This is a genomic window from Frankia sp. QA3, assembly GCF_000262465.1.
Classification (GTDB): domain Bacteria; phylum Actinomycetota; class Actinomycetes; order Frankiales; family Frankiaceae; genus Frankia.
This window is the reverse complement of record NZ_CM001489.1, coordinates 4,326,822-4,341,603: the sequence shown is the minus strand read 5'-3', so window position 1 is coordinate 4,341,603 and position 14,782 is coordinate 4,326,822. Positions and strand designations below refer to the sequence as shown.

The 14,782-nt window shown below is 70.7% G+C and carries 14 protein-coding genes; 10 read left to right on the top strand and 4 right to left on the bottom strand.

Annotated elements, in window-relative coordinates:
• Positions 1-21: 21 nt before the first annotated feature.
• Positions 22-660, top strand: coding sequence for a uracil phosphoribosyltransferase (upp, locus tag FRAQA3DRAFT_RS17710; RefSeq protein ID WP_009740420.1), 639 nt, complete (start codon positions 22-24; stop codon positions 658-660).
• Between the two features lie 44 nt (positions 661-704).
• On the opposite strand, the gene FRAQA3DRAFT_RS17705 is transcribed toward upp, so the two are convergent.
• Entirely contained in the window at positions 705-2,450 is a 1,746-nt protein-coding gene (locus FRAQA3DRAFT_RS17705) for a phospho-sugar mutase (RefSeq protein ID WP_009740419.1), read from the bottom strand.
• A 16-nt stretch (positions 2,451-2,466) separates the two neighbouring features.
• Positions 2,467-3,279 (bottom strand): purine-nucleoside phosphorylase, encoded by an 813-nt coding sequence (locus FRAQA3DRAFT_RS17700; RefSeq protein ID WP_009740418.1) that lies wholly within the window; start codon positions 3,277-3,279, stop codon positions 2,467-2,469.
• 39 nt (positions 3,280-3,318) lie between these two features.
• On the opposite strand from FRAQA3DRAFT_RS17700, the gene FRAQA3DRAFT_RS17695 reads away from it, so the two are divergent.
• From FRAQA3DRAFT_RS17695 to FRAQA3DRAFT_RS17665, 7 genes are all read left to right on the top strand, one after another.
• Positions 3,319-3,708: a hypothetical protein gene (locus FRAQA3DRAFT_RS17695; protein WP_009740417.1), complete on the top strand. Its 390-nt coding sequence runs from the start codon at positions 3,319-3,321 to the stop codon at positions 3,706-3,708.
• Positions 3,709-3,822: 114 nt separating this feature from the next.
• A complete protein-coding gene (locus FRAQA3DRAFT_RS17690) occupies positions 3,823-4,434 on the top strand; it encodes a TetR/AcrR family transcriptional regulator (RefSeq protein ID WP_009740416.1) in 612 nt (203 codons plus the stop codon).
• A 186-nt stretch (positions 4,435-4,620) separates the two neighbouring features.
• Positions 4,621-5,331 (top strand): type 1 glutamine amidotransferase domain-containing protein, encoded by a 711-nt coding sequence (locus FRAQA3DRAFT_RS17685; protein WP_009740415.1) that lies wholly within the window; start codon positions 4,621-4,623, stop codon positions 5,329-5,331.
• Complete coding sequence (locus tag FRAQA3DRAFT_RS17680) at positions 5,328-5,660, top strand: TfoX/Sxy family protein (protein ID WP_009740414.1); 333 nt, start codon at positions 5,328-5,330, stop codon at positions 5,658-5,660. Before FRAQA3DRAFT_RS17685 ends, FRAQA3DRAFT_RS17680 begins: the two co-directional genes overlap by 4 nt.
• Positions 5,661-5,792: 132 nt before the next feature.
• A complete protein-coding gene (gene aspS / locus FRAQA3DRAFT_RS17675; RefSeq protein WP_009740413.1) occupies positions 5,793-7,646 on the top strand; it encodes an aspartate--tRNA ligase in 1,854 nt (617 codons plus the stop codon).
• A 179-nt stretch (positions 7,647-7,825) separates the two neighbouring features.
• A complete protein-coding gene (locus FRAQA3DRAFT_RS17670; protein WP_009740412.1) occupies positions 7,826-8,974 on the top strand; it encodes a glutamate--cysteine ligase in 1,149 nt (382 codons plus the stop codon).
• A gap of 88 nt (positions 8,975-9,062) precedes the next feature.
• Positions 9,063-10,280 carry an amidohydrolase gene (locus tag FRAQA3DRAFT_RS17665; protein WP_009740411.1) on the top strand — a complete coding sequence of 406 codons (1,218 nt, stop codon included), beginning with the start codon at positions 9,063-9,065 and terminating at the stop codon, positions 10,278-10,280.
• A 79-nt stretch (positions 10,281-10,359) separates the two neighbouring features.
• On the opposite strand, the gene FRAQA3DRAFT_RS17660 is transcribed toward FRAQA3DRAFT_RS17665, so the two are convergent.
• Positions 10,360-10,800 (bottom strand): gamma-glutamylcyclotransferase, encoded by a 441-nt coding sequence (locus tag FRAQA3DRAFT_RS17660; protein WP_009740410.1) that lies wholly within the window; start codon positions 10,798-10,800, stop codon positions 10,360-10,362.
• A gap of 191 nt (positions 10,801-10,991) precedes the next feature.
• On the opposite strand from FRAQA3DRAFT_RS17660, the gene FRAQA3DRAFT_RS17655 reads away from it, so the two are divergent.
• Positions 10,992-12,473, top strand: a complete 1,482-nt coding sequence (locus FRAQA3DRAFT_RS17655) for an NAD(P)H-quinone dehydrogenase (protein ID WP_009740409.1) — start codon at positions 10,992-10,994, stop codon at positions 12,471-12,473.
• 449 nt (positions 12,474-12,922) lie between these two features.
• The gene (locus FRAQA3DRAFT_RS17650; RefSeq protein ID WP_009740408.1) at positions 12,923-14,284 is read left to right on the top strand and encodes an HNH endonuclease signature motif containing protein; all 1,362 of its coding nucleotides are present in this window, start codon (positions 12,923-12,925) and stop codon (positions 14,282-14,284) included.
• A 48-nt stretch (positions 14,285-14,332) separates the two neighbouring features.
• On the opposite strand, the gene FRAQA3DRAFT_RS17645 is transcribed toward FRAQA3DRAFT_RS17650, so the two are convergent.
• Positions 14,333-14,728, bottom strand: a complete 396-nt coding sequence (locus FRAQA3DRAFT_RS17645) for a DUF5313 family protein (RefSeq protein ID WP_009740407.1) — start codon at positions 14,726-14,728, stop codon at positions 14,333-14,335.
• Positions 14,729-14,782 lie beyond the last annotated feature (54 nt).

Below are 14,782 nucleotides of genomic sequence, written 5' to 3'. Positions count from 1 at the left end.
TCGCGCCCGAGGAGTCAGTCCGTGCATCTGCACGTCGTGGACCATCCCCTGGCGGCCTCGTCGCTCACCGTGCTCCGCGACGAGCGCACGCCGCGCTCCCGTTTCCGGCCGACCCTGCACGACCTCGCCACGATGCTGGTCTACGAGGCGACCCGGGCGCTGCCGACGATGCCCGTGACGGTGACGACGCCGCTCGCGACGACCGCCGGGGTGCGGCTGGCCGCCGAGGCGGTCCTCGCCCCGGTGCTGCGCGCTGGCCTCGGCATGCTGCCCGCGGCGCTCGGCCTGCTCCCCGACGCCCACACCGCCTTCATCGGGCTGGCCCGGGACGAGACCACCCACCGACCCACCGTCTACCTGGAGGCCGTGCCCGCGGACCTGACCGGCCGGCCCGTGCTGCTGCTCGACCCGATGCTCGCCACCGGCGGCTCGGCGTTGCACTGCCTGCGGCTGCTGCTCGACCGCGGGGCGCGGGGCATCACGGTCATCGCGGTCGTCTCGGCGCCGGAGGGGCTGGCGGCGCTGGAGTCCGGCCTGCCGGCCGCGGCGGCGGCGGAGCTGACGGTGGTGACCGCCGCGGTCGACGAGCGGTTGAACGACACCGCCTACATCGTCCCCGGGCTCGGCGACGCCGGCGATCGGATCTTCGGCGAGATGTGAGGTCCTGCCGGGGAAGACGGGTCGGATCCCGCGTGGTCCGGCGGCTACGTCAGGCGGGTGACCAGATCATCGACCGCGGCGGTGAGGGCGGCCAGCCGGGACCGAGCTCGCTCGCGGGCCGCGGCGACGACGGTGACCGCGCCGGCCGGCACCGGCTCGACGACCTCGAGATACACCTTCAGCTTCGGCTCGGTCCCGCTCGGCCGGAAGGTCACCCGGTCGTCGTCGAGGAACAGCACGAAGACGTCGGACGCCGGCAGCGCGCCGTCGTCGAGCAGGTCGCGCCGGCCCGTCACCGCACGGCCGGCGAGCCGCTGCGGGGGCTGCGTGCGTAGCCGCCGCATGGTCGCGGTGATCCGGGTGACGTCGGCGAAGCGGACCGAACGCTGCCCGGTCTCGTGCACGCCGATCCGCGCCGCCAGTTCGTCGAGAAGATCCAGCAGGGTTCGGCCGCGCCGTTTCGCGGCGGTGGCGATCAGCGTGACGGCCAGCGCCGCGGTGATGCCGTCCTTGTCGCGCACCAGGTCCGGGACGAGGGCGTAGCCGAGCGCCTCCTCGTAACCGAAGACGAGTCCTGGATCCGCCCGCATGATCCACTTGAAGCCGGTGAGTGTTTCGTGCCAGGTGACACCGGCACGCCGGGCCAGGGCGCGCAGGCCGGACGAGCTGACCACAGTGGTGGCCACAGGGCCGGGCCGCCGGCGGAGCACCTGATCGGCGAGCAGGAGGCCGATCTCGTCGCCGGTGAGCAACCGTCCGTCCACCGCGACGGCGCAGCGGTCCGCATCGGGGTCGGTCGCCAGCACCAGATCCGCACCGAGGCGTTCTCCGAGCGCCAGCGCCCGGTCCATCGCGCCAGGCTCCTCGGGGTTCGGCCAGCGGACGGTCGGAAAGTCCGGATCGGACGCGGCCTGCTCCTCGACGGGCGTCGGGGCCGCGAGCCCGGCGGCGGCGAAGACGGCGGCGAGTGTCCGGGCGCCGACCCCGTGCAACGCGGTGTACGCGACGATCGCCGACACGGGTTCGGCCTCCTGCGGGGCGACGGCCGGCACCAGATCGGCGACCGCCGTCGCGGCGGCCCGAACGTAGTCCTCGACGATCCGTCGGTCGAGCCGGCGCCACGTCTCGGCCATCGGGATCGCGGCGGCCGGCCCGGCGGCGGCGATGCGCCGTTCGATGTCGGCGTCCGCGGGGGTGACGAGCTGCGCGCCACGTCCCGGGGCCGAACCGGCACCGCCGAGGTACACCTTGTATCCATTGTCGGTGGCCGGATTGTGGCTGGCCGTGACCATCACACCGGCATCGGCCCGTAGCTGGCGGACGGCGAAGGCCAGTACCGGGGTGGGCAGCGGCCCCGGCAGGACCAGGGCCCGCAGGCCGGCGCCGGCCACCACCCGCGCGGTGTCCAGCGCGAACTGCTCGCTGCGATGCCGGGCGTCGTAGCCGACGACCACCAGGGGAGCCGTGCTCGGGGCGGCCGGCCCTGTCCCGGCCGGCGTCGTGACGGCCAGCCAGGCAGCCAGGCCGGCGGCGGCTCTGCGGACCACGGCCGTGTTCATTCCCGCGGGCCCGGCGCGCAGCGGCCCGCGCAGCCCCGCCGTCCCGAACCGCAGCGGCGCCCGGAAGCGGTCGTCGAGCTCCGCGAGCGCCGCCGGGTCACGGGCGGCCTCGGTGCACAGCCGGGTCAGCTCCGCCCGGTCGCGGGCGTCGGGATCGTCGGCGAGCCAGGCGCGGACCCGCGCCGCGAGTGGATCGGGCAGGTCGGGCGGCAGGGCGGTGGCCGGCACCATCACGATCAGGCCGTGCCTAGAGGCGGGTGGCGACGTCGGCGAGCAGGACTCCCATGCGCTCCGCCGCGGCGGCCCCGGCGGCCAGCACCTCCAGGTGGTTCAGCGGTTCCCCGGTCATGCCTGCTGCGAGATTCGTCACCAGGGACAGGCCCAGCACCTCGGCGCCGGCGGCCCGGGCAGCGATCGTCTCGTGCACCGTCGACATGCCCACCAGATCGGCGCCCAGGAGCCGCAGCATCCGGATCTCCGCCGGCGTCTCGAAATGCGGGCCGGGCAGACCGGCGTAGACGCCTTCGGTCAGCGTGGCGTCGACCTGGCGGGCCAGGGCCCGCAGCCGCGGCGAGTAGGCGTCGGTCAGATCGGTGAAGGCGGGTCCCACCAGCGGCGAACGTCCGGTGAGGTTGAGATGGTCGGCGATGAGAACCGGCTGGCCGATGGTCATGTCGGCGCGCAGCCCGCCGGCGGCGTTCGTCAGCATGACCGTCGACGCGCCCGCGGCGCAGGCCAGCCGCACGGCGTGCACCACCCGCGACAGTCCGTGGCCCTCGTAGGAGTGCACTCGGCCCAGGTAGACGAGCAGCCGGCGGCTCTCGAGGCGCAGCGAGTAGGCGACCGCCCGATGTCCGGGCACGTTGGTGCCCGGTGGAAAGCCCCCGAGCTCGGAGAATGTGATCTCTGTTACCTTGTCGGCCCGCCGGGCGAGCACGTCCGCTGCCGGGCGCCACCCGGAGCCCAGCATGATCGCCACGTCGTGCCGCCCGGCTCCGGTCAGTTCCGCAAGCCGCGCGGCCGAGGCCGCCGCGTTCGGTTCCTCTCCCTGCTCTCGCACCCGGCGACTGTACGGGGTGACTGGGGGAGACTGGAGCCCGTGCCCCTGTTGCCGTCCCACCGTCGCCTGCCGGCTGTGCCGCTGGAGTCCGGTGAGTTCACCGAGGTCGTGCTGCGCGGACGGCTGACTGATCCAGAAGGGCCGGGACGGCTGACGTCGAGGGTGGAGAGCTTCGTCGGCCACCGGGTCGGCGCCTCCCGGTGGATCGTGCTCACCGACCGCAGGCTGCTCGTCGTCGCGCCGTTCCCCCGGGAGGGCGACTGGTTCGACGTCGTGTTCGACCGTCGCGAGGTGACCGCCTCCCGCGGGGTCAAGCACGGCGACGTCATCACGGTGGAGCTCGGCACGCCGCGCGGCCGCCAGGTTCTGCGCGTCCCGGGCCGACTGCGGACCGAAGCCGGGCGTTTCATCCGGGCGCTGCGCCGCTAGCCGGTAGCCGGCCAGCGGAGATCCCCTCGTGCCCGCGTTGACGGCCCGCTCAACCCGGACTAGTTTGATGAGCGTTCATTCAACTATCCGGTTGTCGGCGGGATGGAGGGGCGGATGGGGCGACGGCAGGTCTTCGACGCGGACGAGGTGCTCGTCGCGGTCATGCAGCTGTTCCGCCGCCGTGGTCACCAGGGGACCTCGCTGAAGGACCTCGAGGAGGCCACCGGCCTGCATCCCGGCAGCCTCTATCGGGCGTTCGGGAACAAGGACGCACTGTTCCGAGCCGCGCTCGACGCCTACGTCGACCGCGTGGTCGCCGGGCGGATCGCCGAGCACCTCGAGGCGGCCCACGACCCGCTTGCCGGGCTGCGGGCCTACTTCCGCTCCACCTTCGAGACCGGTCTCGACCCCGAGCCGGGTTGCCTGGTCACCAATACCGCCGTCGAGTCCTTCGCGCTGGACGAGCTGACCGGGCGCGGAGTGCGGCGCGGGCTGGACCTCATCGAGCGCGGTCTGCGCGGCGCGATCGTCCGGGGGCAGACGTCCGGGCAGATTCCGGCCGGGGCGGATCCGGACCGTCTCGCGGCCCGTCTGCTCGTCGACTACCAGGGAATTCTCGTCCTCGTCCGGGCGGGCACCCCGGCCGCTCGGCTGGGGGCGATGACGGAGGACATCCTCGCGGCTCTACGAGGCGAACCGGTGCTCGCGCCGGATCCCGCTCACTGAAAGATCGCGCGGCACCGGTCGGCGCGACGGCCGGTGCGGTCCTGGCGCGGCGGCTGGTGGCGCGCGTCTGGTGAGCAACGGATCAACCGGTGGACAGCCGGTGGCCTGTCGCGCAGTCATATCAATACTCTATGTAATTTATTAGTTTCTTTCTGTTTTTCGGCTGCATCCTGTCGGGAGAACCTCATGGTCACCCCCTCTGTTCTGATCGTGCTCACCTCGCATGACCGCTTCGGCGACACCGACCGCGCCACGGGCTTCTGGTTCGAGGAACTGGCCGCGCCCTACCAGGTCCTGCGGGCCGGCGGCGTCGACGTCCGGCTGGCCTCGCCGGCGGGTGGCCGGCCGCCGACGGACCCGGCCAGCCTGGCGCCGCAGGCGAGGACCTCGGCCGTCGAGGAGTTCCTCGCCGACCCGGCCGCCGCGGGCGCCCTCGACGACACCCCGCGGCTCGACGCGCCGGCGGTCGTGTCCGGCCAGTGGGACGGTGTGTTCCTGGCCGGCGGCCACGGCACCATGTGGGACTTCCCCGGGAACGCGCCGTTGACGGCGTTGATCGAGCTGATCGCGACCCGCGGCGGGGTGGTGGGTGCCGTCTGCCACGGCGCGGCCGGCCTGCTCGACGCTTCCGTCGCCGGCACGGCGCTCGTCGCCGGGCGGGCCCTCGCCGCGTTCAGCGACGCCGAGGAGGAGCTCGTGGGCGCCACCCCGTTGGTGCCGTTCTCGCTCGAACGGCGCCTGCGGGACGCCGGGGCACGCTACGAGGCGGGCGCACCCTTCGCCCCGCACACGGTCCGCGACGGCCTGCTCGTCACCGGGCAGAACCCCGCCTCCTCGGAAGCGGTCGCGCGGGCGTTCCTCGACGCGTTGCGCTCGGCAGCCGCGCCCCGCGGATGAGCGGCAGCGGCTCGCGCGAGCTCGCCGAGTTCGTCGTCGACCAGCTTGCGCCGCCCGGCGGCGTCAGCCTGCACCGTTACTTCGGCGGGTGGGCCCTGCGCCGGGATGGCCGCCAGTTCGCCATGGTGATGGACACCCTCTACCTGCGCGTCGCCGAGGATGTTCCGGGGGACTGGGCGGCGCGGGGCAGCCGTCCGTTCACCTACCAGGCGGGCGGACGCACCGTGACGGTTCGTCGCTACCACAGCGTTCCCGACGATCTGCTGGACGACTGGGATCGTCTTCTCGCGTGCGTGCACGACCTGACGTCGTGGGGCGCGCCGGCCTGACCGGACCGTCCCGGCGCACCGGCCGATAGGGTCGGGGCGGGATCCCGCGGCGGGCGTGACGATGTCGCCACAGCACAGGCGTGACACCGCGCCCGGTGGGCCGAACCGGACAGCGATGGGAACAACGGACCGATGACTACAACCCAGCCGGCCACCGGCGAGCTACCGATCCCGGGCCCGGGGGTCTCCGCGGCGAGCGGGCAGCGCACGGCCATGCGCACCCACCTGTGCGCCGACCTGCGGGCGGATCATGTCGGCCGGACCGTGTCCGTGTGCGGCTGGGTGGCGCACCGCCGCCAGCACGGGCAGTCACTGACCTTCGTCGACCTGCGGGACCACTCCGGCCTCCTCCAGGTCGTCGTCGACGGATCGGTCGACGTCCGCTCCGAGTACGTGCTGCGCGTCACCGGTACGGTCGCCATCCGGCCGGAGGGTACGGCGAACCCGGCCCTGGCGACCGGCGAGGTCGAGCTGCGCGACTGCGCGGTCGAGGTCCTGTCGGTCGCCACCCCGCCGCCGTTCCCCCTCGACGACCGGGCCGACGCCGTCGACGAGTCCACCCGGCTGGCCTACCGCTACCTCGACCTGCGCCGGGAGCGGATGCAGCGCAACCTGCGGGCCCGCTCCGCGGTGCTCGGCGCGATGCGCGCCGCCCTGGCGCCGCTCGACTTCGTCGAGGTGGAGACGCCGCTGCTGATGCCGTCGACGCCGGAGGGGGCCCGGGAGTTCATCGTCCCGTCCCGGCAGTTCCCGGGGAGCTTCTACGCCCTGCCTCAGTCGCCGCAGCTGTTCAAGCAGCTGCTCATGGTCGGCGGGACCGACCGCTACTTCCAGTTCGCGCGCTGCCTGCGCGACGAGGACCTGCGCGCCGACCGGCAGTACGAGTTCACCCAGCTCGACCTTGAGATGAGCTTCGTCGACCAGGACGACGTGCTCGATGTGATCTCCGCCGCGGTGCTTGCCGCGGCGCGGGCGGTGACGACCGAACCCGTGCCGCCGATCGAACGGATCACCTGGCACGAGTCGATGAACCGCTTCGGCGTCGACAAGCCGGACCTGCGGTTCGGCCTGGAACTCGTCGAGCTCACCGAGATCTTCGCCGGCAGCGGCTTCAAGGCGTTCGCCGGGGCTGAGGCGATCAAGGGCATCCGGGTGCCCGGCGGCTCGGCCGCCCACAACCGGCGCCGGTTGGACGATCTCACGGCGCGGGCCAAGTCGCTGGGCGCCAAGGGCCTGGTGTGGATGCGGGTGGGCGCCGGCGCTGAGCTGGAGTCGCCGGTGAAGAAGTTCCTCTCGGATGAGGAGCTCGCCGGGATCGTCGCCGCCACGGGCGCCGTCGAGGGCGACCTGCTGCTGCTGGTCGCCGACGAGTGGACCACCACCTGCGAGGTGCTAGGACAGCTGCGCAACGACCTCGGCCGCCCGCCGGCCGGCCGGGGACCGTTGCGGTTCGTGTGGGTGGTGGACTTCCCGCTGTTCGTCGGCATCGACCCGGCCACCGGACGGCCGAAGCCCGGGCACCACCCCTTCACCCGGCCGCATCCCGACGACATCGCCAAACTCGAGACCGAACCGCTCGCGGTGCGCAGCCGCGCCTACGACCTGGTGCTCAACGGCTGGGAGCTCGGGTCCGGTTCGATTCGGATCCACGAGAGCGCCCTGCAGCAGCGCATCTTCGGCCTGCTCGGGATCACGCCCGAGGAAGCGAACGCACGGTTCGGCTTCTTCCTCACCCCGTTCGGCTACGGCGCGCCGCCGCACGGCGGTTTCGCGGTCGGTATCGACCGGCTGGTCGCCATCCTGGCGGGTGAGGAGAACATCCGCGAGGTCATCGCCTTCCCGAAGACCCAGTCCGGTCTCGACCCGCTGACCGGAGCCCCTACCCCGGTAACCGACCGTCAGCTTCGTGAACTGGGTGTACGGGTGATTGCCCCGCCGGCCCCGGCGGTTAGCTCGGGTCCGGCGGGTGCTCAGGCGGCCGGATAGCTGTTGACCGGGCAGCTGGCGGTGAGGTAGGAGCTGGCGGGAAAGGGTGGGTCCTCCTCCGGGTGGGAACCGGTGGGTAGGAACAGCTCGAATGGGTACTCAGCTCCTGCTGTCCGTGAGCCGAGCGGAACGGTGACGGCTGCCCGACGCCGGCATCGGCCCCGATCCGAGGAGCCCAGGTGCAGATCCCCTTCTCGTCGTCGACGAGCTCCAGTCTCGGAATCGAGTGGGAACTGCAGCTCGTCGACCAACAGTCCCGCGAGCTGCGCGGCGAGGCCACCGCCATCCTGGATGAGCTGCGCGCGAAGATCGGCGAGCGGGAGGCCGCGAAGGCGAAGCACGAGCTGTTCGAATCGACCGTCGAGGTCATCACCGGAGTCTGCGGATCGGTGGGGGAGGCGACCGCCGACCTGGCCGGCACCGTGTCGCTGCTGCGCGATCTGGCGGAGCGGCGCGGGGTCGGTCTGATGTGCAGCGGCACCCACCCCATCAGTGACTACGCCGGGCAGCGCATCACCGACGACAACCGGTACTCGCGGCTGGTCAGCCAGATGCAGTGGCTGGCCCGCCGGCTGCTCATCTTCGGCGTCCACGTGCATGTCGGGGTCCGTTCCCCGGACAAGGCCATGCCGATCATGAACGCCCTGATGGCACACATCCCGCACTTTCTCGCCCTGTCCGCGTCGTCGCCGTTCTGGCTGGGTGGGGACACGGGCCTGGCCTCGTCGCGCTCCCAGGTGTTCGCGAGCCTGCCCACCGCGGGCCTGCCTTACCCACTGGAGGACTGGCCGCGCTTCGAGTCCTTCATGGAGACGCTCATCACCTCCGGGACGATCGAGACGATCCGCGAGGTCTGGTGGGACATCCGGCCGCATCCCAACTTCGGCACCGTGGAACTGCGGATCTGTGACGGGCTGCCCACGCTGATGGAGGTCGGCGCGGTCGCCGCCCTCGCGCAGTGCCTCGTCGACCGGATGAACACCCAGATCGACCGCGGGTACCGGCTCCCGACGCCGCAGCGGTGGCTGGTGCAGGAGAACAAGTGGCGGGCGGCCCGATACGGCCTCGAGGCCCAGATCATGGTCAACGATCGCGGTGGGGTGCGGTCGGTCCGTGACGACCTCGTGGACCTCGTGGAGGACCTGCTCCCGGTCGCCCACCGGCTCGACTGCGCGGAGCAGCTTGCCGACGTCCTGGTGATTCTCGAGACCGGCGCGAGCTACACCCGGCAGCGGGCGGCAGCCCGGCGGGCCGATGGAGATCTCACCCGGGTCGTCGATACCCTGCTGGAAGAGATGAATACCGGCCGTCCGGTCGTTGATCAATAGGTGCGTCGGCGGGGCCACACGGCCCGATATCCGCAACCGCGCGCGTCAAGGCCCGCGGGACGCCCGCAGGGAGGAGCCCGGCCGGCAGATGGAGGCCAACGAGACCGCGGCGGTCGCCGGATGGGTGACCGCGCACGAATCCGAGCTGGTCGCGTTGCGCCGCGACCTGCACGCGCATCCCGAGCTCGGCCGCCAGGAACGGCGCACGGCCGGACAGGTGGAGGCGAGGCTGCGGGCCGCGGGGCTGTCCCCGCAGCGGTTGCCGGACGTACCCGGCCTGTGGTGTGACATCGGGGTCGGGGCGGACCGTGATCCGGCGGCCCCGGTGGTGGTCGTCCGGGCCGACATGGACGCGCTGCCGCTGCCGGACGTCAAGGACGTTGCGTACCGCTCGACGGTGCCCGGGGTGGCGCACGCCTGCGGGCATGACGTGCACACCACGGTGGTGCTGGGCGTCGGTCTGGCCCTCGCCGAGTACGCGCGCACGGCCGCCCTGCCGGGCACCGTGCGTCTTGTCTTCCAACCGGCCGAGGAGCTCATGCCCGGCGGGGCGCTGGACGTGATCGACGCCGGCGTGTTGAAGCCGGCCTCGGCGGCGATCGCCGTGCACTGCGATCCAGCGCTCGACGCGGGCACCATCGGCCTGCGGACCGGGCCGATCACCTCCGCGGCCGACGCTATCGAGATCACGATGGCGGGGCCGGGCGGCCATACCTCGCGACCGCAGAACACGGTCGACCTGGTGTACGCCATTGTCCGGTTGGCCGCCGACATGCCAGCCGCGCTCGGCCGGCTGGTCGATCCACGGTCGGCGCTGTCTCTCGTCTGGGGCCAGGTACAGGCCGGCACCGTCGCCAACGCCATTCCGCGCACCGGGCAGCTGCGCGGCACCATCCGCACCCTGTCCAGGGAGACCTGGGAGTCCGTCCCCGCCCTTGTGACTCGGGTCGCCGAGCAGATCATCGCTCCCTACGGCGCGCAGATCGTGGTCGACTACCGGCGCGGCGTTCCTCCCGTCGTCAACAGCGCGGAGGTCGTCGACGTCTTCCAGAGTGTCGTCGACCGCGCCCTCGGCCACGGCGCGTCCACCACGGTGGCGCAGTCGCTCGGCGGGGAGGATTTCGGCTGGTTTCTCAACCACGTGCCCGGCGCGCTGGCACGGTTGGGTACCCGTGTTCCCGGGGGTCCCACCTACGATCTCCACCAGGGCGCCTTCGACGTCGACGAGCGCGCAATCGGGATCGGGGTGCGGCTGCTCGCCGGCACCGCTCTGGATCTGCTACGCCGCACCCCGGCCAGTCTCTGACGCCGTTCCCGTCGCCGTCCCCGCTTCCTTCCTCGACCAACCGACAGGAGTCGACGTCATGAGCGGGTGCAGGAGCCGGCTACGCAGTTGGCCGAGAGCGGAGCTCCTTGACGTAGTCGGCGGGTGCCCCCGCCTTCTCGGCGGAGTCGGCGATCATGTCGAGGTACCACCGGGAGGGCAGGCCGCCCTCGTAGGAGTTGAGTACGTAGGTCCAGGCGAGGGCCTCGCCGTCGAGCGTGTAGACCCTGACGCGGATGCGGGTGTACAGACCGGTGTCCGCGCCCTCCCACACATCGAGCCGCTCCAGGTCATAGCGGTCGAGGTCGTACAGCAGCACGTACGCATGGTTGCCAGGTGACTCGACGATCGTCGCCAGCGCCCCGTCCCAGCCGACGTTCTCACCGCCGAAGGTCAGACGCCAGCCGTTGATCCATCCAGTGCCGATGACGGGCGAGTGGGGGGCCCGTTCCTTCATCTGCGCCGGGTCGAGGTTGCCGGCGTACGCCGCGTACAAGGTCATCGTCGTCTCTCGGGGTGACGGTGCGTGGCTATAGCTGCTATTTCCGTTTCGAACTCGGAAGAAAGGTGACTTGGGCGACTTCGTGCATGTCGGCTTCCGCCTGCGATCCTACGGAGCTCTCCGCACCGGGAGGAGCGCAGCCGTCGGGGCGGGGGAAGATGAAAGGAAGAGATGTCAGATCGGGAGGGCACGTGACGCGCATCGTCATTCTCGGTGGAGGGCCTGGTGGCTATGAATCGGCGCTCGTGGCAGCGTCGCTGGGCGCGACGGTCACGGTCATCGACTCGGATGGGATCGGCGGCGCCTGTGTGCTCACCGACTGTGTTCCTTCCAAGACGCTGATCGCGACCTCGGAGACTATGACCAATCTCGCACTGGCTCCGGGGCTCGGTATCCGCCCGCATGGGCTTGGTTCGGCGACCGAACCGGTGCTGCCCGCGGTGGCTTGGGGCATGCGTAGCGGTCTGGACTCGGCTGTTCCCCCGCTCACGCCGCCCGAGGTCGTCAGCGTCGATCCGGAACAGGTGTACGAACGGGTCCGGGAGCTCGCGAAGGCGCAGTCCCTGGACATCGAACACCGCCTCGAACGGGAGAAGGTCGAGGTGGTACACGCGTCGGGTCGGCTGGTCGGGCCGCATGCAATCGAGACGAACACCGGCGAGACCTTCGTGGGTGACGTGATTCTCATCGCGACGGGGGCGAGTCCGCGGGATCTTCCGACCGCCCGCCCGGATGGCGAACGCATACTTACCTGGCGCCATCTCTACGATCTCAAGGAGATTCCGGAGCATCTGGTCGTCGTCGGCTCCGGCGTCACCGGCGCCGAGTTCGCCAGCGCCTACCGGGCGATGGGCGCCGAGGTCACCCTCGTCTCGTCCCGTGAACGGGTCCTGCCCGGCGAGGACCCGGATGCCGCCCGGGTCATCGAGGATGTGTTCGTACGGCGGGGCATCGAGGTGCTCAATCGCTCGCGCGCCGCCTCGGTCCGCCGCATCGGCGATGGCGTGATCGTCGAGCTCACCGACGGTCGTACAGTGACGGGGAGTCATGCCCTGATGGCGGTCGGCTCTGTTCCCCGCACGAAGGGGCTCGGCCTGACCGACGTCGGCGTCCGTCTCGGTCCCGGGGGGCACGTGAACGTGGATCGGATGTCGCGCACCTCCGTACCGGGCGTGTACGCGGCCGGCGACTGCACCGGCGTTCTGCCGCTCGCGTCGGTCGCCGCGATGCAGGGCCGGATAGCGATGTGGCACGCTCTCGGGGAGGCGGTGAGCCCGCTGCGACTCGGGACCGTGTCGTCCAACATCTTCACCGAACCGGAAATCGCCACGGTCGGAGTCACCCAGGTGATGAAGGACACGGGTGCCGTCGCGGCAGAGGTGACCACCGTTCCACTGTCGCGTAATCCTCGGGCGAAGATGATGGGGATCGAGGACGGTTTCGTCAAACTGTTCTGCCGCCCCGGCAGCGGCAGTGTTCTTGGCGGCGTCATCGTCGCCCCGCGCGCGTCGGAGCTCATCCTTTCTGTGTCGCTCGCGGTCGAACATGGTCTTACCGTCGATCAGATCGCGCATACCTTCTCCATCTATCCCTCGTTGTCCGGCTCGATCACGGAGGCTGCCCGGGTTCTGCGGCCTCGGGACTTCTTTGCAGGTTTCGACAACCCCGTGTGAGGCCGACCTTGGCCGGGGTCGGCCGTCGGGGGAGCGGCTGCCGTCGATGTGTTACCGGCCGGAGAACGGCCGGATGGCCGCCCTTTGCCACGGGGGATGGTGCGAGCATAGGCGACCCTCCCCGTCGGATCCACTGTCCACCGGATTTTCCAATTCCTCTTGAGGCTGTGGTCGCCATTTGGTCGATCCTGGCGTGCGCCGGTTGTTGATCAAATGTCGGTGATGAATGTTCTCGAGGTTATGGTCGTGCGCCCTTCCGGGCTCGCTTAGGCTTGGGAAGCCAGCCTGGCTTAGATGGCTGGAGTGAGCTATGCTTCCGAACATGCGTTCGACGTGCGAGTCGATGGACTGTCATCGATCCCTTGAGCATCGATCGTGGAAATTTGGGTCGAGCATGTTCGTTCCCGGAGCCCGATCCTCCCGGCGATTTCCCCGTGGCAGGTGGCGCAGTGTATTCTTTTTCTGAATTCGAGAAGGCGAATCACCCCGGCGTACGGTCCAGTGAGGCGAAGGACGACGGTGCCCCGGGTCCGGATGTCACGGCTGCGGGCGAGCGTGACGACGTCGGCATACTGGAATCGCCGTTCACGCGTCGGGTGGATGATCTCGACGCGCGCAATTGTCTGCGGCTGGACGTACAGATCGGGCAGGAGATCGCGCGCTGGGAGGCCGCACGGTTGGTCGTCCGCGCGAGGTTCGCACGGTTGCGGCCGCCCGAGCTTAACGGGGGCGAACAGCGCTACCAGGCCTTCGACGAGTTCGCCGGGGATGAGCTGGCCGCAGAGCTGAAGCTGTCGCCGGCAGTGGGCGGCAGGCGCCTGGCCTTCGCGGTGAGCGCGGTTCGTCGCATGCCCGCCGCGGTCAACGCCCTCAGCTTCGGAACCATCGATCTGGAGCGTCTGGGCGCGCTGGAGCGGCTGACGGCGAACCTCACCGACGAGCAGGCAGACCAGGTCGCCGGAGAGGTGGTGAGCAACGGCGGCGGCCGCCCGAGCCACAGCGCCTTCGCCGCAGCGGTGCGGCGCCGGGTCATCCGGGTGGACCCTCAGGGTGCGGAACGTCGGCGCCGGAAGGCTGCGAACGCACGTCGGGTGACGGTGCAGGCCGAGGCCGACGGGATGGGACGCATCTCGGCGCTTCTCCCCGCGGAGCGCATGTTGGCGGCCTTTCGCCGGATCGACGGGCTGGCGAAGAAGGCTGGAGCGCCGAAGGAGGAGCGTGACCTCGACCAGCGTCGGGCCGACGTCCTCTACGACCTGCTCATGGGGCGTGACCGTGATCGCATCAATCTCGAGATGCAGGTCATCGTGTCGGCGGAATGCCTGTTGGGCTTGTCAGAAAAACCCGGCGAAATTCCGGGATACGGGCCGATTCCCGCCGGGATCGTCCGCGAGATGGCGGCCAACCCCAGGTGCACCTGGCGGCGCATCCTCACGGATCCGGCGGAGGGACGGGTGTTGGAGGTTGCCCATCGGCGATTCCCGTCCGCCGCGTTGGCCCGGCATGTCCAGGTCCGCAACCCCACGTGTATCTTTCCCGGTTGCGACAAGCCGTCAACCGCCTGCGATCTCGATCATACCCGCCCGCATGGGCGAGGCGGCGAGACGAACGAACGCAACCTCGGTCCGGAGTGCCGGCGGCATCACCGGCTCAAGCACGCCGCGGACCGGCCGCCCGGAGCCGCGGATTCCGCCACGACCAGCACGGCGATGCGATGGAAGGTGTGCCAAGTCAAACCCGGACACTTCGTCTGGACGAGCCCGGAAGGTCACAAGTACCACGTTGGTCCGGAGCGTCATGGTGAGGACTGATCGGGAGTAGAAACTGATCGGGAGCAGAGACCAAATCAGAGCCGATGGCTACTCGTCGTCATCATCGTTCGCCGGAAACACCGGGGGGAAGCCGTGTTGCTCCAGCCTTCGGTTCCGGAAGAATCCGCTGGTGGCGAAGCCGAGCCCCGCCGCGGCGACCAGGAGGAACGCGACAGTGACCGCACGAACGGCTGCCTCCCCCGGAAGTAGGGCGAAGATGACGGCAAACGGCAGCATCAGGATGAATGGGCGTGCTGCCTGCCGCGTCCGCCAGCCGGGGCCGGTCAGATCCTTGGAGATCCACGCGTTGTAGGTGGGAGGAAGTGTCCCACCGAGGAGATAGTGGATGCGGCCCGTCAGCGGAGGCCGTTCGGCCTCCGCTGACGACGCTGTCGCCTCCGGGTCCTGCCCGCGCACCGTCGCGCTGTCTTCACCGCCGTCCATACCCGCAGCTTACGAAGTAGACGGCCGGCAGGAAGACAGCCGACGGGCGGCGAA